We start from the raw sequence: 16,066 nt of genomic DNA on the forward strand, positions 1-16,066 counted from the left end.
CGCCCGCCCCCCCCGCGCGGGGGGGGGCCCCGGCCCCCCCCCCCCCCCCCCCGGGGGGGGGGGGGGCCGGCCCCCCCCCCGCCGCTTCGCGGCGATCCCTCCTCGAGGTCGGGATGTGCGGGGCTGGGTGTTCGACGTGCGGCGGTTTCAGGGCGGCCGATTCGATGCGGTATGGTGGTCGGGTTGTCTCGGCGAGGGTGAGTCGCACCCCGTGTGCTCACCGTGATCGACGCGGCTCGGCCTTCCTGGTCGTCCTCGTTCGTTCTTCGTCCGACGAGCAGACCACCCGACCCCGGTAGATGGGTCGCCCTTGACCAGCCCGGAAGAGCCGTAGGAGCGCATCAGTCATGTCCGACGTGAACCAGATCGAAGCCGCCGTCCGTACCGAATTCGGTAAGGGCGCCGCTCGCCGTACCCGTCGCGACGGCAACGTGCCCGCCGTGCTGTACGGCCACCAGTCCGAGCCGCAGCACCTGTCGCTGGACGCGAAGGCCTTCGCCGCCATCCTGCGTCTGCACGGCACCAACGCCATCCTGAGCCTGAAGATCGACGGCAAGGAGCAGCTGGCGATGACCAAGTCGGTCGTCGTCCACCCGATCCGCCGCTACATCGAGCACGCCGACCTGCTGATCGTCAAGCGTGGCGAGCGCGTCGTCGCCGACGTCAACGTCGTCGTCACCGGCGATGCCGCCGCGGGCACCCTGGTCACCCAGGAGCTCAACAACCTGTCGATCGAGGCCGACGCGATGAACCTGCCCGAGAGCATCGAGGTCTCGGTCGAGGGCGTCGAGGCGGGCACCCAGATCCAGGCAGGCGACATCACGCTGCCCAAGGGCGTCACCCTGGCCGGCGAGCCGGAGATCCTGGTCGTCAACGTGATCCAGGCGCCGTCGGCCGCTCAGCTCGACGACGAGGGTGAAGGCACCGCCGACGCGGGCGACACCCCCGAAGAGACCGAGTAAGACGCTCAACGGTTCGGCCGATGACCGAATCCTCCGGGCCCGCACTCGTGGTGGGGCTGGGTAACCCCGGCCCCGAATACGAGCGCACCCGCCACAATGTGGGCTTTCTGGTCGCCGACGTGCTCGCCGAGCGCGTCGGCGGCCGTTTTGCCGTGCACAAGAAGTCCGGCGCCGATCTGCTGCAGGCCCGCCTCGACGGCCGCCAGATCCTCATCGCCAAACCGCGCACCTATATGAATCTGTCCGGGCGTCCGGTGGCGGCGCTGGCGAAGTTCTTCTCGGTGCCCGTGGATCAGGTGATCGTGGTGCACGACGAATTGGATCTGCCGTTCGGGACGATCCGGCTCAAGCAGGGCGGCGGGGAAGGCGGCCACAACGGTCTGCGGTCCATATCCCAGGCCCTCACCACCAAGGACTACCTGCGTACCCGGATCGGCATCAGCCGTCCGCCGGGCCGTCAGGATCCGGCTGATTATGTGCTCAAGCCGTTCTCGGCTCCCGAGCGCAAAGAGGTGCCGGTGATCGTGGAGCAGGCTGCCGATGCGGTGGAGTTGTTGCTGAAGGCCGGTTTGGAAACCGCCCAGAACCAGTTGCACTAGCGAACTTCCGACAACGAGCCCTCCCCGGTTTCGGGGAGGGCTCGTTGTCGTCAGCGGAGGTGGGCTGCCGTGGCGGTGCGGCGGAGCTTTCCCGAAGAGGTCTTCGGGAGGGCGCCGGGGCCGAGAATGGCAACGGTGCGAGGGCGGGCGCCTACCTCGGCGAACACCTCGTGGACGATCTCACGTTCGATGCGTTTCACCTCGTCGGGGACCTGATAGTCGTTGGATTCGACCACCACGGCGAAGCTTTCGCGCTTGTCGCCCGCGTCGAGGCGGACCGCTACGGCATTGCCGGGCCGTACGCCCTGGACGCGCAGGGCAGCGCGTTCGATGTCGGTGGGGTAGATGTTGCGGCCGCCCATGATGATGACGTCCTTCATGCGGCCGCACACCACGATGAGGCCGTCGTCGGTGAAGTAGCCGATGTCGCCGGTGTCGAGCCAGCCGTCGGCGTCCTGGGCGGGGCGGAAACCGTCGACGGTGACGTAGCCCGAAGTGACGGCGGGACCACGCAATTCGATGACGCCCACCGAGCGCACCGGCAGCGGCTGACGCTCGTCGTCGACCACCCGGCCCTCGAGATCGTCGACCAGGTGGCCGAGGGTCGGCAGTTTGCGCGGCGTGCCGTGATGACCGTCCTCGGCGACGGGCACCGCCTTGCCGACGGCCTCGAGCAGATCCGCGTCGACGATATCGAGCACCATGCCGTGACCGGGATCGGGAATCGACACGGCGAGGGTGGTTTCGGCCATGCCGTAGACGGGGGTTAGGGCGGACGGGTTGAGGCCGAACTGTTTTCCGGCCTCGGCCAGGGCCGTCATGGTGTCGGGGTCGACCGGCTCGGCGCCGTTCCACATGTAGCGCACACTCGACAGGTCCATGCTGCCCGGTTCGGCCTGCCGTAGCCTGCGCGCCAGCAGCGAATACGCGAAATTCGGTGCGGCCGTGACAGTCCCGCGATACTTGGCGATGAGTTCGGCCCACAGCAGCGGCCTGGCCAGGAAATCGAGCGGCGTCACGCACACCACCTCGGCACCGAACTGCATGGGCACACTGAGGAATCCGACCATGCCCATGTCGTGGAACAGCGGCAGCCAGCTGACCATCACGTCGTCGTCGGTCTGGAACTTGACGCGATTGAACATCGCGTAGGCGTTGACGTAGAAGTTGCCGTGGGTGATGCGCACGGCCTTCGGCGAACCGGTCGACCCGGAGGTCAACTGCTGCAGGGCGATATCGTCCTCGGTGGTCGGCACCGGGTCGCTGTCGGTGCCCTCCGCCAGCTCCGCCACCCGGACCACGGTGATCCCGCGCTCGCGCAGCACCGGTTCGGCGGGCGCGAACGGCTCGCCGAGCACCACGGCCTTCGCCTCGATCATGTTCAGGACTGTTTCGGTGTCGCGTACCCAGACCGCGAGGTCGGTGCGTGGTGTCGGCTGGTGCAGCATCGTGATCGAGGCGCCACGCATCCAGATCCCTTGGCACACAGGGGCGATGTCGACCGGCAGCCCGGCGAGCACACCCACGGCATCGCCGTGCCCGATCCCGGCGGCCGCGAGACCGCCCGCCATCCGCCGCGCCTGGCGATGGATTTCCCCCCAGGTCTGCCGAAGCGGTGCCTCGGGTTCTCCGGTGACCAGCCCACGCGGGCTGGACAGCGCTGTGGCAAACATTTCGTCGGTGAACCTGCTCAACGTCGGACTCCCTTTACGCCAACGATCGGTTACGGCCGTGCTCCCAACAGATCCCGCCCCGTGATTCCGGTGTTAACCCCAATTGCCCCCGGGCACCCCTGTGTGAACACGATAGCCGCTGCCTCCGACTGCTCTGGCCACACCGGGGCAATTGCCTGCCGGAGGCAGCGGGCCGAACGTGTGATCCGCCGGTCAGCGCTGTGTCAGGGTTGCCAAGGTCGCGACGAAACGGTCGAGATCGGAGCGGCTGACGAAGTAGTGCGGTGAGGCGCGCAGGATGGCGGGCAGCGCGCGCTCGGTCATGTCGAGCAGCGCCGAGGTGGCGCGGCTGACGGTGACGGTGACGGCGTGCTCGGCGAGCCGGTCACGCAGCTGGTCCGGATCGTGGCCGTCGACGGTGAACGAGACGATGCCGCTGTGCTCGGTCCCCAGATCGCGCACGGTCACGCCGGGCAGGTCGGCCATGGCTTCGCGCAGGTATTCCGCGCCGGCCGCCACCGCCGCGTAGGCCTCGGCGGGGCCGAGTTCGAGCAGGTAGTCCACGGCGGCGCCGAGGCCGAGGCGGGCGGCCACATCGCACTCCCAGAACTCGAAGCGCTGGGCGCCGTCGGCGAGACGGTAATCGGTGGGGCCGGTCCAGGTGGCGCTGTGCAGGTCGAGGCGGGCGGGTTCCATCGTGTGCGCCAGTTCGTTACGCACATAAAGGAATCCGGTGCCGCGCGGGCCGCGCAACCACTTGCGGCCGGTGGCGGACAGGGCGTCGACACCGAGTTCGATCACGTCGATCGGCAGCTGGCCGATCGATTGGCAGGCATCGAGCAGAACGATCGCACCGGCTTGTTTCGCGATGCGGGTGGCCTCGGCGACCGGGTTCACCAAACCGCCGTTGGTCGGCGCGTGCTGCAGCGAGACCAGGCGTACGCGCTCGTCGAGCATGTTCGCCAGGGCGGCGGTGTCGAGGCGGCCGGTGTCGTCGCTGGGAATGCGCTCGACCACCGCGCCGGTGGCGGCGGCGCGCTGCAGCGCGGCGATGGCATTGCTCGCGTAGTCGGCGCCGGAGATCAGCACGCGGTCGCCGGGGCGCAGCGGCACCGAATAGGCGAAATCGGCCCATGACCTGGTGGCACTGTCGCTGAGCGCGATGGTGTCGGGGGTGGCGCCGATCAGTGTGGCGATGGAGGTCTTCACGGCGGCGAGGTCGTCGAGTCGTTCGTTTGCCGCACGGTAGCCACCGATGTCGGCTTCGCGACGAAGATGGGCGATCACGGTGTCGGTGACGATGCGCGGCGGCAGCGACGAGCCCGCGCTGTCGAGGAAGACCTTGCCGTCGGCAAGGCCCGGCGTGGCGGCGGTAATGGCAGCGAAATCCAGCATGGCGACGACCCTAGCGCCGATCGGTGTTCGGCTTCTCGACACTTTTTCTGTCGGTGTCTCTCGCTACCCTGGAATGAACGACATGCGCCGAGCCCCGGCGGCGCTCACCACGTGGAGGTTGGCATGGCGGTCACCCTGGAACGTTCCTCCTGGCCGGATTCCGCCTGCGACCAGGGCGAATTGTCGTCGCGGGCGGCGGCTGAGGCCTACGTGGGCGGTGTCTGTTTCAAGCTCGGGCCACCCACGCTGATCGGTGCCGAACTCGAATGGCTCACCGCCGGACCCACCGGTGCGAGACCCTCGCTCGACCAGCTCTCCTCGGCCCTCGGGCCACATGCTCCGACCTCCCTCGCCCCTGCCTCACCCGCGCACGCGCTGCCCGGTGGCAGCGCGGTGACCATCGAACCCGGTGGTCAGATCGAACTCTCCAGCGCACCTTTCGCCGATCCGGCAGAGCTCACGCGGAATCTGCGGGCAGATGCGGCCCGTTTGCGGGACTTGCTCGCCACCAGGGAAATCACCGTCACCGCCGCGTCCGCCGACGCGCACCGCCCGGCCGAGCGGCTGCTCCGGTTGCCCCGATACGCGGCGATGGAACGCGCGTTCGCCGGCATCGGGCCCTTCGGTGGCCTGATGATGTGCAATACCGCCGCCACCCAGGTCAGCGTCGACGCCGGGGCCGACCCGGGCGAGGTGCGCGCCCGCTGGACCGCGCTCTACGTCCTCGGGCCCGCGCTGATCGCGGCGTTCGCGTGCTCGCCCACATTGCACGGAATACCGTGCGGGGATTGGGTTTCCCAGCGTATGCGCACCTGGTTGCGGCTCGATCCGGCTCGCACCAGGCCGCCGGTGTCCGACTGGGCCGACCCGATCACCGCCTACGCGCGCTGGGCGCTCGACGTGCCGCTGCTGTGCGTGCGCTGCACCGAACCCGACGCCGACTGGTCGCCCCCGCCGGGTGCGACCTTCGCCGACTGGCTCTCGGGCGCACTCGACGACGAGGTCGGCCGCCGCCCCACCCGCGCCGACCTCGACTACCACCTCACCACCCTGTTCCCGCCGGTCCGAGCCTCCGGACACCTCGAGGTCCGCTACCTCGACACCCAACCCGGCGATACCTGGACCACCCCGATCCACCTGTTCGACGCCCTGCTCTCGACACCCGAAGTGGTCGCCGAGGCAACAGCTCTCGCCGCGCCGACAGCAGGGGAGTGGACCACGGCCGCGCGCCACGGGCTGCTCGACCAGCAGGTGCGCCAGGTGGCGGTGGACGTACTCGAACTGGCGGCACAGCATGCCAGAACACCCGCCGCAGCACAGGAATTGGCCGACGCGGCGCGTCGATGTCGCCTGGCCCGCAGCCCCTCGGACCAGCTGGAGAGCTCGGAGGGTTCGCGATGAATCGACGCCGCGCGCCCGATGGGCCGACCCTGCCTGCCGCTGTGAAGATCCCTGTCGCCCAGCCTCACTCGGAGATCCGCTCGTGACACTTTCCGCACCCGCCGACCATGCCGACCGCGAACGTACGCGAGCCAGGATCGCCGAGGTGCTCGCTCGTGCCCGCCGCCGCACCGCAATGCTCACTGACAGTGTCGACGAGGCCGACCTCGTCGCGCAGCATTCACCGCTGATGTCGCCGCTGGTCTGGGATCTCGCCCACATCGGCAACCAGGAGGAGCTCTGGCTGGTGCGCGATGTCGGCGGCCGGGAACCGGTGCGCAGTGATATCGACGAGCTGTACGACGCCTTCAAGCACGCCAGGGCGAACCGGCCCGCGCTGCCGCTGCTGAATCCGGAGCAGGCGCGTGGCTATGTGGGCACCGTGCGCGAGAAGGTCTTCGATGTTCTCGAATCCAGTCCACTGCTGGGAAACCCGCTGGTGGACAATGGTTTCGCCTTCGGGATGATCGCTCAGCACGAACAGCAACACGACGAAACCATGCTGGCCACCCACCAGTTGCGCCTGGGCGCACCGGTGCTGTCGGCGCCACCCGCGCTGTCCGCGCGGGTTCCGATCGACGGTGAAGTAGTCGTTCCCGCAGGCGAGTTCGTGATGGGTACGTCAGCCGATCCCTGGGCGCTGGACAATGAACGGCCCGCGCATCCGGTGTATGTGGAGGGTTTCGCCATCGATGTCGCCCCGGTGACCAACGAGCAGTACCTGGCGTTCATCGACGACGGCGGCTACGAGCGCCGTGAGCTGTGGTCGGAGCGTGGGTGGGCGCACCGGCAGGAGGCGGGGCTGGTCGCGCCGCAGTTCTGGGAGCGCGAGGGGAGTCAGTGGTACCGAAGGGCTTTCGGGGTGCGTACCGCGTTGCGGCCACGTCAGCCGGTGGTGCACGTGTGCTGGTTCGAGGCGGAGGCCTATGCGCGGTGGGCGGGTAAGCGGTTGCCCACCGAGGCGGAGTGGGAGAAGGCGGCGCGGTTCGACCCGGCCACCGGAGCGTCGCGGCGCTATCCGTGGGGCGAGGACGAGCCGAGCGAGCGCACCGCCAACCTCGGCCAGCGGCATCTGGAACCGGCCGAGGTCGGCGCGTATCCGGCCGGTGCGTCGGCAACCGGGGTGCACCAGCTGATCGGTGACGTCTGGGAGTGGTGTTCCTCCGGCTTCGAGGCCTACCCGGGGTTCCGTGCGTTCCCGTACCGGGAGTACTCGGAGGTCTTCTTCGGTGGGGACTACCGGATCCTGCGCGGCGGTTCGTTCGGCACCGACGAGGTGGCCTGCCGCGGTACCTTCCGCAACTGGGACCACCCGATCCGCAGGCAGATCTTCGCCGGGTTCCGCCTGGCCCGTGACCTGCGCGAGGACGAACGCTGATGTGCAGACACCTCGGCTATGTCGGCCAACCGGTCGCGGTCGGTGAATTGGTGTTGCGCGGCTCGCATTCGCTCTACGCCCAGTCCTGGGCGCCGCTCGATATGCGTGCCGGCGGCACCATCAACGCCGACGGCTTCGGCGTCGCCTGGTGGCGCCGCGCGGAGGTCGGCATGGACGGCGCTCGCGACGCGGTGACCCGCTACCGCAATCCCGCCCCCATCTGGACCGATCCGGCTGTCGCCGAGGTCCTCGGTCAGCTCGAGTCCCGAGCGGTGCTCGCGGCCGTCCGCTCGGCCACCGTCGGCATGCCGATCGAACGCTCCGCCTGCGCCCCCTTCACCGACGACCACTGGGCCTTCAGCCACAACGGTGTCGTGCAGGAGTGGCGAACCACCCTGCCCGCCGTCCTCACCGACTTGGCGCCTTTTCTCGACCCGTCCGCCTCGGCCTCGATGTTCCTGCACGCCGAAGCGCTCACCGACGCGGCGGCACTGTGGGTCGTGCTGCGCGCTCTGCTCGCCGCGATCGACCCCGACGGTCCGGTCACGTCGCCGGCCGACGCGCTGCGATTACTGGTGACCACCGTGCTGCGTCATCAGCCCAACGCCCGCTTGAATCTGTTGCTCGGCAACGGCTCCGAGCTCTGGGCCACCACTTGCTGGCATGCCTTGTCGGTGCTGGTCACCGACGATTACGCCGTGCTGTCCTCGGAACCGTACGACGACGATCCACGGTGGCGACCGATCGCGGATCGTCAGCTGGTGACCGCCTCGCCCGGCCACTGCACCATCACCGCTCTGGAATTCCCCGCCACCGAAAGGGTCCGTTCATGACCGCGCCGCTGCTGGACATCCACCTCACCGACGCCGATCTCACCGAGGCCCTGCGAGCCGACGCCCGCGCCGGACTCACCGCCGCCCCGAAGTCGCTGCCGCCCAAGTGGTTCTACGATGCCCGCGGCAGCGAATTGTTCGAGGCGATCACCGAACTGCCCGAGTACTACCCCACCCGAACCGAACGGGCGCTGCTGCGCGATGTGGTCGACGAGATCGCGGCCGCCGCTCGCGCCGACGTACTGGTGGAACTCGGCGCGGGCTCGGCGGCCAAGACCCGGCTGCTCCTCGACGCGCTCACGGCAGTCGGTTCGCTGAAAACCTATGTGCCACAGGATGTTTCCGCATCGGCCCTACGCGGCGCGGCAACCGAACTGGCCGCCGAGTACCCGAACCTGTCCGTGCACGGCGTGGTCAGCGACTTCACCGACACCCTGCACAACCTGCCGAGGGGCGGGCGCCGGATGATCGCCTTCCTCGGCGGAACCATCGGTAACCTGGTGCCCGCCGAGCGCGCGGAATTCCTGGCCGGCATCAACGAGGTCCTCGAACCCGGGGAACTGCTGCTGCTCGGCGCGGGCCTCGTGGTCGCCCCCGAGATCGTCGTTCCCGCCTACGACGACGCCGCGGGTGTCACCGCCGAGTTCAACCGCAATGTCCTGCACGTCCTCAACAACCGGCTGTCCGCCGATTTCGAGCCGGACAAGTTCGAGCACGTCGCGCTCTGGGATCCCACGAACGAGTGGATCGAAATGCGCCTGCGCGCGACCGAAGCCATGACCGCGACCGTCGCGGATCTGGGCCTCACCGTCGACTTCGCGGCGGGCGAGGAGATGCGCACCGAGATCTCGACCAAGTTCCGCCCCGAAGCCCTCAGCGCCGAACTCGACGGCGCGGGCTTCACCCCCACCCACACCTGGACCGACCCCGAGAACCGCTTCACCCTCGTTCTGGCCGAGCGTCGTTGACCGCGACTACGACGGAACTGCCGCGGTCGGCAGGAGGTCGATCGAGCAGGTCGTCAGGGTGTGGCGGTTCTAGAGGTCGAGTTCGTCGGCGACCCCTTCGCCGCTGATCAGGTTCTCGTCCCCGTCGAGGTCGGCTTTGTCGAGGGAGTCCTCGTCGAAAGCGCGGACGGCGGCTTCTTCGGCGGGGCGCTCGTCTTCTTCCATCTCCTCGTGGCGCTCGCCGCTCTCGGTCCACTCCTCGGACAGTTCCTCGCTGATACCGAGGAAGCCGTCGGCGTCGGCCTCGCGGTTGCGGATCACGTAGTCCGCGGGCGGGTCTTCGATATTGCGTTCGTATTCGATGATGTCGTCGGCCTGATCGTCGTCGCCCATGTCCATGTCCAGCGGTTCACGGCTCATGGTGCCAGTATCGGCCCGTGGGCCGACCGGCGCCGGGAAGGCACGCCCGCGCGGATCAGTCGACGCCTTCGAGGACGGCGGCGAGCCATTCGATGAGCGGACGTAGCTCGTTCCAGGCTCGCCGGACCTCGGTGACGCCCGCGGGGGTCTCGAGCCAGTCGGGTGCGCCGAAGTCGCGGCGAACGATCAGCGACTTGTGGCGGAGCAGTTCGATGCGCGGATGGTCGGCGGGGTAGCCCTTGGGGCGGGTCTTGAGCTGTTCGCCGCCGAGGTCGAAACCGGCGGCGGTGATCGCGGCCAGAATGCTTTCCAGTTCGCGGCCGCGCACGTCGTCGTCGATGGTGGCGCGCAGGACTGCCAGGGCACTCGGCGCGGGTCGGAAACAGCCGCCGCCGACGGACAGCCCGGCCGCGCTGAGCTGCACATACCAGCCCACACCCGGGGAGAGGTGGACCACCGCGCCCTGATGAGTCTTGTAGGGCGTCTTGTCGGCGGAGAATCGGACGTCGCGGTAGGGCCGGAAAACTCTGGCGTCCCCGAATTCGGCCGCCAGTTCGGCGGTGAGGGCGACCATCGGCGCCCGCACCGCCTCGTCGTAGGTGTGTTTGTGCGCGGTCCAGAAGGCTTTGGAGTTGTCGGCCTCCAGATCCTCGTAGAAGTCCAGGCCGGCCAGGGGGAAACCGGTGAAAGCGTTCATCGTGCGTGCGGTTCTCAGTTCTGTGACGGGATGATGTCGGCGTCGAAGAAGAACACCCGGATCGCCAGTCCCGCGAGCAACGCGAACAGCGCCGCCACGGCCGACCAGTTGCCGAGCGGTTCACCCTTCTTGCTCCCGTACAGCCCTGCCGCGATCCCGAGCACTCCGAAGATGATCGGGAAGAACAGCAGGGCGATCACGGCGAACACGAACGCCACTGTCGACCAGGTCTTACCCGCGGGCGCCTCGACATCACCATCGGAGTCGTCGACGGGCAACCCACCGTAGGACACCTCGGGCCTGCCGGGATATTTGGCCTCGTGCGCGCCATGGGAGGGCTCGACCGGCTCGTCCGACAGCGAATACGACACCTCGGGCCGCTCCGGCTTGGCATGCCGAGGCCGGTACTCGCCCTCCCCGGATCCGGATTCCTGCGGTGTGCTCATCGAGACCTCCCAGATCGGGCTATCGTCGGGCTACCGTTCCCAGTATCACCCAACCGACCCTCGGCACCACGATGCCGACACACGAACGGCCCCCGGCGCGATGCCGAGGGCCGTCAGTGAGCAAACTCAAGCGTTGCCGTTGAACAAGCCGGTTACCGAGCCGTTTTCGAAGACCTCGCGGATGGTGCGGGCCAGCAGCGGCGCGATCGACAGCACCGTCAGCGTCGGGAACTTCTTCTCCTCGCTGATCGGCAGAGTGTTGGTGATGACGACTTCCTTGGCACCGCAGTTGGCGAGGCGCTCGGCGGCCGGGTCGCTGAGCACACCGTGGGTGGCCGCGATGATGACATCGCCCGCGCCGGCCTCCTTGAGCACCTTCACCGCACCGGCGATGGTGCCACCGGTGTCGATCATGTCGTCGATCAGCACGCAGGTGCGGCCCTCGACGTCACCGACGACGCGGTTGGACTTCACCTGGTTGGGGACCAGCGGGTCGCGGGTCTTGTGGATGAACGACAGCGGGGTGCCACCGAGCGCGTCGGCCCACTTCTCGGCGACCTTCACGCGGCCGGCGTCGGGGGAGACCACGGCCAGGTTGTCGGTGGAGTAGTTGGTGCGGATGTAGTCCGACAGCTGCACAAGCGCGTGCATGTGATCGACGGGGCCGTCGAAGAAGCCCTGGATCTGGTCGGTGTGCAGGTCGACGCTGATGATGCGGTCGGCACCGGCGGTCTTGAGCAAGTCGGCGACGAGGCGGGCGGAGATGGGCTCGCGGCCGCGGTGCTTCTTGTCCTGGCGGGCGTAGGGGTAGAACGGCAGCACGGCGGTGATCCGTTTGGCCGAACCGCGCTTGAGCGCGTCGATCATGATGAGCTGTTCCATCAGCCACTGGTTCAGCGGGGCCGGGAAGCTCTGCAGCACGAAGGCGTCGGAACCGCGCACCGACTCCTCGAACCGGACGAAGATCTCACCGTTGGCGAACTCACGCGCGGTCTGCGGGGTGATGTCGACATCGAGTTCCTTGGCGACCTGCTCGGCAAGCTCAGGATGTGACCGGCCGGCGAAGAGCATCAAGTTCTTCTGATTGTCGATCGAGAACGCGGTCACTGCTGGTTGCCATCCTTTTGCTCGATTGCCTTGTTCGACGTCTCGTCTGCCGCGATGGCTTCTGCCGCCGCGCGCGCCGCAGCGGTTCCGGGACGGTAGCGCTGCACCCAGTTCTCAATGGTGCGCTGTGGCCCACCCGACACGGCAAGTGCCCCGGGTGGAACGCTCCTGCGCAGTACAGTACCCGCACCCGTATAGGCGCCGTCACCCACGGTTACCGGAGCGATGAACATGGTGTCGCTGCCGGTCCGCACGTGGGAACCGACCACAGTGTGGTGCTTGTTCACCCCGTCGTAGTTCACGAAAACACTGGACGCGCCGATGTTGCTGTACTCGCCGATCGTCGCGTCACCGACGTAGGTGAGGTGCGGAACCTTGGAGTGCGCGCCGACCGTCGCGTTCTTGGTCTCGACGAACGCGCCGAGCTTGCCGTGCTCGCCGAGCACGGTGCCGGGGCGCAGGTAGCTGAACGGTCCGACGTTGGCGTTCTCGCCGATCTCGGCCTGCTCGCCATGGGTGCGCACCACCTTGGCGCCCGCGCCGACGATCACATCGGTGAGCGTGGTGTCTGGCCCGATCTCGGCGTCCTCCCCGATGTGGGTCTCGCCGAACAGCTGGGTTCCGGGGCGAAGGACCGCGTCGCGCCCGATCCGCACACTCGCGTCGACCCAGGTGGTGGCCGGATCGATGACGGTGACGCCCGCGCGCATGTGCCGCTCGAGGATGTAGCGGTTGAGCGTGGCACCCGCCTGCGACAACTGCACCCGGTCGTTGACCCCGGTGACCTTGTTGGAATCGACCAGTCGCGCGCCGTGCACGGGATGCCCGGCCTCGCGGGCCAGCCGCAGCACGTCGGTGAGGTAGAGCTCGTGCTGGGCATTGGCCGTGGACAGCCGCCCGATCATGGTGCGCAGCACGGCGGCGTCGAAGGCGTAGACGCCGGAATTGACCTCTTTGATCTTGGCCTGGGCCGGGGTCGCGTCGGCGTGCTCGACGATCTCGGCGACCTGACCGTCGTCGTCGCGCACGATCCGGCCGTAGCCGTTCGGGTCGTCGGGGACGAAGGTGAGCACGGTGACCGCCGGTCGTTCGGCGTAGCTGCGGTGCTCGTCGAGCAGGGCGCCGAGGGTGTGCCCGTCGAGCAGCGGCACATCGGCGGAGGTGACGAGCAGGTCGCCGGTGAAATCGGCGGGCACGGCCTCGAGCGCGCACTGCACGGCGTGGCCGGTGCCGAGCTGCTGTTCCTGTACCGCACAGACGATTTCGCGTCCGAGTTCCTTGCCGACCTCGGCGACGGCGGCGCCGACCTTGTCGCGGTCGTGCCCGACGACGGTGATCAGGTGGGTGGGGTCGATCTCCGCCGCGGCGTGCAGCGCGTGCGAGAGCATCGAGCGTCCCGCGAGCGGATGCAGCACTTTCGGAGTCTTCGACCGCATTCGCGTCCCAGCCCCGGCTGCGAGAACGACGACGGCGGTCTGCGGTGGCATGGATCTCCCTCGGCTGCCGGTCAGCGAGTGTGCTGTGGCGGGTTCGGTCGGTCGGTGATGGGGTGCGGGCCGACGATACGTCACTGTGCCCGTGTGTGCTCCGCCGCCAGGACTCGAACCTGAACTATCTGAACCAAAATCAGAGGTGCTGCCATTACACTACGGCGGATCGCCACACCAGTGGGCTGTCAGAGCCCACCACTGTGCTACGGCACGGCCATGATCCTCGCATAGCAGTCCGCCTCTCCGCGAATTTTGGCTTGCCCGCCACTCCGCGAATTTTGGCCGGACTCAGGTGCGGGGCGAGTCGGAAACGCGGCAAGCGTGCGGAAGTGGCCTGGTCAGCCGGTACCCGACGAGTTACCCATGTGCTCGCGAGATCAGTCGTCGGCAGGGTGGGGATGTGGTGGCGTTGTGCGGTCTGAGACAGTTGGGGGTGGTGGGTCCGGCAGGTGGTGGAGAGGCAGGGAAGTTGTCTTCTAGTGATCCGGGTCGGGTGGCCAGGCCGAGAATGACCGGTACGCAGCGGCGTCAGCAGTTGATCGAGATCGGTCGCGCGTTGTTCGCGGAGCGGGGCTACGACGCCACGTCGATCGAGGAGATCGCGCAGCGTGCGCAGGTGTCCAAGCCGGTGGTCTACGAGCATTTCGGGGGTAAGGAAGGGCTCTACGCGGTGGTCGTCGACCGCGAGATGTCGATGCTGCTCGACATGGTCACCTCCTCGCTCACCCAGAACCGGTCGCGGTTGCGGCTCGAACAGGTGGCGCTCGCGCTGCTCACCTACATCGAGGAACGCACCGACGGATTCCGCATCCTGGTGCGCGACCAGCCGGCGCCCAACGCCGACGGCCGGTACTCGAGCCTGCTCAACGAGGCCGTCAATCAGGTGGCGCACATTCTCGCGGGCGACTTCGCCCGCCGCGATCTCGACACCAGCCTCGCCCCGCTCTACGCCCAGGCGCTCGTCGGCATGGTGTCGACGGCGGCCACCTGGTGGCTCGACGAGCGCACCCCGCCGAAGGAAGTGGTCGCGGCGCATCTGGTGAACCTGTGCTGGAACGGTTTGAGCCACTTGGAAGCCGAACCGGGTCTCAGCTCCGAATGGAATACGAACATCGCGGGGCCCAAGCCGGGGTAACCGGTCGATAGCGCCCGTGCCGGAAGCGAATCCAGGATTCGGGTGCCCCCGAAGGGTCTGGTGGTACGGTTCACCCATCCTTTTGGGTGCTGCCGGGCGGTATGTCGATCAATTTCGGGATGTCGGTCTACTTCAGGATGGCTGGATTATTGGATGACAGGCGGATCTGATGGCTAGGCAAGCGCGCGCGGAGATCACCCGCGACTCCGTCCTTGCTGGCGCTGCCGATGTCTTTCTCCGTTTGGGCTACGCCAACGCGAGCCTCAGCGAAATCATCGCGCAGTCCAATGTGACCAAGGGCGCCTTGTACTTTCACTTCGGCTCCAAGGAGGAGCTGGCACGGGCGGTGGTCGATCAGGGCAACGAACGGCTCATCGGGTCGTGTCAGGGTTTCTTCGATTCCCGGGTGCCCGCGCTCGAGGCGTGCATCGGCATCACCTATGTGGTCGCCGATCTGTCGATGAACGATCCGATGGTCGGTGCGATGCTCAAACTCACCCACCAGATCGGTGACTATCGGGGCGCCCAGGGCGACAACATCGCCAAGACCTGGGGTGAGACCTATCGGGTGCTGTCGGAGCGGGCGATCTCCCAGGGCGACCTGCTCGCCGATCTCGACGCCGAGGTGGTCGGGCTGTTGCTGCAGGAACTCACCGCAGGCGTGCACATCGTCGCGGTGGGCACCGAGTCGATGGATCAGATGGCCACCCGGATGGAACGGGCCTGGTATTTCCTGCTGCCCTCGATCGTTCCGCCCGAGAAGCTGTCGTATTTCCGGGAGTTCGCGGCGCGCCGGTTGCGCCGCTACGTGGTCTAGACGCTGCGGTCGGTGGCGAGCACGGCCCGCACGTCGGCGTCGGGTCCGCTCGCCTCGATCCGCACCTCGTCGCGACCGAAGGCGTGCAGCAGCAGTTCCGACGGCGGGCCGGTGAGCACCACCGCGTCGCCGGTGCCCGCGTGCGCGGTGATCCGCTCGCCGCCCGGCGTGGCCAGTACCAGCGGCACGGGCGACCTGCGGTAGTTCGCCCGGGCGATCGCCCGCAGCGCCCGCCACAGCCGCTGCTCGTCGGTATCGGCCAATTGCCTTGGTTCCCAACCTGGTTCGCCGCGGCGGATGTCTTCGTGGTGGATGAACATCTCGGTCAAGTTCACCATCGCGTCGACCGGGCGCAGCGGTGACCACAGCGGTGGACCGGTGCGGATCTGCTCGGCGAGCTCCGGGAACGGGCGCTGCCGGATCTTGGCCTGTTGTCTGTCGAGGTAGCCCGCCATCGGCTTCAGGAGGATGCCGAGCGCGGCATCGGGCCTGCGTTCGCGCACAACCAGGTGGGCGGCGAGGTCGTAGACGGTCCAGGTGCCGCACAGCGTCGGCGCTTCGGCACCCGCCGCGAGTGCCGACCGAACAAGGGCGTGGCGTTCACGTTGAGCCAGACTCACGCTTGCGACCCTACGCCGCGTGGGCGGAGTCTCGCCCAGCTCGGGGAGATGTCGGACCCGGTGACTAGACTTTGCTACGTCCTCCTCGACCATCCCGTCTGCGCATT

Annotated in this window: 16 protein-coding genes and 1 tRNA gene; 8 read left to right on the forward strand and 9 right to left on the reverse strand. The window is 68.0% G+C overall.

The genetic code is table 11. From position 1 onward, the window contains the following. Positions 1-347 precede the first annotated feature (347 nt). Positions 348-962 carry a 50S ribosomal protein L25/general stress protein Ctc gene (locus LDL21_RS02755; protein WP_181696682.1) on the forward strand — a complete coding sequence of 205 codons (615 nt, stop codon included), beginning with the start codon at positions 348-350 and terminating at the stop codon, positions 960-962. A gap of 20 nt (positions 963-982) precedes the next feature. Further along, positions 983-1,561 (forward strand): aminoacyl-tRNA hydrolase, encoded by a 579-nt coding sequence (gene pth, locus LDL21_RS02760; protein ID WP_181696681.1) that lies wholly within the window; start codon positions 983-985, stop codon positions 1,559-1,561. Between the two features lie 50 nt (positions 1,562-1,611). On the opposite strand, the gene LDL21_RS02765 is transcribed toward pth, so the two are convergent. After that, entirely contained in the window at positions 1,612-3,255 is a 1,644-nt protein-coding gene (locus LDL21_RS02765; protein WP_225278677.1) for a fatty acyl-AMP ligase, read from the reverse strand. A 192-nt stretch (positions 3,256-3,447) separates the two neighbouring features. Continuing rightward, positions 3,448-4,629 carry an aminotransferase class V-fold PLP-dependent enzyme gene (locus LDL21_RS02770; protein WP_225278678.1) on the reverse strand — a complete coding sequence of 394 codons (1,182 nt, stop codon included), beginning with the start codon at positions 4,627-4,629 and terminating at the stop codon, positions 3,448-3,450. Between the two features lie 123 nt (positions 4,630-4,752). On the opposite strand from LDL21_RS02770, the gene egtA reads away from it, so the two are divergent. The 4 genes from egtA to egtD all read left to right on the forward strand — a co-directional run bounded on the left by egtA (position 4,753) and on the right by egtD (position 9,248). Next, entirely contained in the window at positions 4,753-6,030 is a 1,278-nt protein-coding gene (egtA, locus tag LDL21_RS02775; protein ID WP_225278679.1) for an ergothioneine biosynthesis glutamate--cysteine ligase EgtA, read from the forward strand. 82 nt (positions 6,031-6,112) lie between these two features. After that, positions 6,113-7,447, forward strand: coding sequence for an ergothioneine biosynthesis protein EgtB (gene egtB, locus LDL21_RS02780; protein WP_225278680.1), 1,335 nt, complete (start codon positions 6,113-6,115; stop codon positions 7,445-7,447). Then, positions 7,447-8,280, forward strand: a complete 834-nt coding sequence (gene egtC / locus LDL21_RS02785) for an ergothioneine biosynthesis protein EgtC (protein WP_225278681.1) — start codon at positions 7,447-7,449, stop codon at positions 8,278-8,280. The genes egtB and egtC overlap by 1 nt, the downstream gene beginning before the upstream one ends. Next, on the forward strand, positions 8,277-9,248 hold the full coding sequence (gene egtD, locus LDL21_RS02790) for an L-histidine N(alpha)-methyltransferase (protein WP_225278682.1): 972 nt from the start codon (positions 8,277-8,279) through the stop codon (positions 9,246-9,248). The genes egtC and egtD overlap by 4 nt, the downstream gene beginning before the upstream one ends. Positions 9,249-9,317: 69 nt before the next feature. Here egtD and LDL21_RS02795 read toward each other — a convergent pair whose 3' ends face one another. The 6 genes from LDL21_RS02795 to LDL21_RS02820 form a co-directional block, all read right to left on the reverse strand. After that, positions 9,318-9,647 (reverse strand): hypothetical protein, encoded by a 330-nt coding sequence (locus LDL21_RS02795; protein ID WP_225278683.1) that lies wholly within the window; start codon positions 9,645-9,647, stop codon positions 9,318-9,320. 55 nt (positions 9,648-9,702) lie between these two features. Continuing rightward, complete coding sequence (locus LDL21_RS02800) at positions 9,703-10,344, reverse strand: DUF2461 domain-containing protein (protein ID WP_225278684.1); 642 nt, start codon at positions 10,342-10,344, stop codon at positions 9,703-9,705. Positions 10,345-10,358: 14 nt separating this feature from the next. Then, entirely contained in the window at positions 10,359-10,790 is a 432-nt protein-coding gene (locus LDL21_RS02805; RefSeq protein ID WP_220139019.1) for a hypothetical protein, read from the reverse strand. 126 nt (positions 10,791-10,916) lie between these two features. Further along, the gene (locus LDL21_RS02810) at positions 10,917-11,897 is read right to left on the reverse strand and encodes a ribose-phosphate diphosphokinase (RefSeq protein WP_181696672.1); all 981 of its coding nucleotides are present in this window, start codon (positions 11,895-11,897) and stop codon (positions 10,917-10,919) included. Further along, positions 11,894-13,384 (reverse strand): bifunctional UDP-N-acetylglucosamine diphosphorylase/glucosamine-1-phosphate N-acetyltransferase GlmU, encoded by a 1,491-nt coding sequence (gene glmU / locus LDL21_RS02815; RefSeq protein WP_181696671.1) that lies wholly within the window; start codon positions 13,382-13,384, stop codon positions 11,894-11,896. The genes LDL21_RS02810 and glmU overlap by 4 nt, the downstream gene beginning before the upstream one ends. Before the next feature lie 98 nt (positions 13,385-13,482). Further along, a tRNA-Gln gene (locus LDL21_RS02820) sits at positions 13,483-13,553 on the reverse strand. Between the two features lie 342 nt (positions 13,554-13,895). On the opposite strand from LDL21_RS02820, the gene LDL21_RS02825 reads away from it, so the two are divergent. Next, positions 13,896-14,522, forward strand: coding sequence for a TetR/AcrR family transcriptional regulator (locus tag LDL21_RS02825; RefSeq protein ID WP_181696670.1), 627 nt, complete (start codon positions 13,896-13,898; stop codon positions 14,520-14,522). A 169-nt stretch (positions 14,523-14,691) separates the two neighbouring features. Next, positions 14,692-15,339 carry a TetR family transcriptional regulator gene (locus tag LDL21_RS02830; RefSeq protein ID WP_067485534.1) on the forward strand — a complete coding sequence of 216 codons (648 nt, stop codon included), beginning with the start codon at positions 14,692-14,694 and terminating at the stop codon, positions 15,337-15,339. On the opposite strand, the gene LDL21_RS02835 is transcribed toward LDL21_RS02830, so the two are convergent. Beyond that, positions 15,336-15,959 carry a TIGR03085 family metal-binding protein gene (locus LDL21_RS02835; RefSeq protein WP_225278685.1) on the reverse strand — a complete coding sequence of 208 codons (624 nt, stop codon included), beginning with the start codon at positions 15,957-15,959 and terminating at the stop codon, positions 15,336-15,338. The two genes, LDL21_RS02830 and LDL21_RS02835, sit on opposite strands and share 4 nt — an antisense overlap. Positions 15,960-16,066: the final 107 nt, after the last annotated feature.

The sequence above is a fragment of the Nocardia rosealba genome (genome assembly GCF_020216065.1).
Classification (GTDB): domain Bacteria; phylum Actinomycetota; class Actinomycetes; order Mycobacteriales; family Mycobacteriaceae; genus Nocardia; species Nocardia rosealba.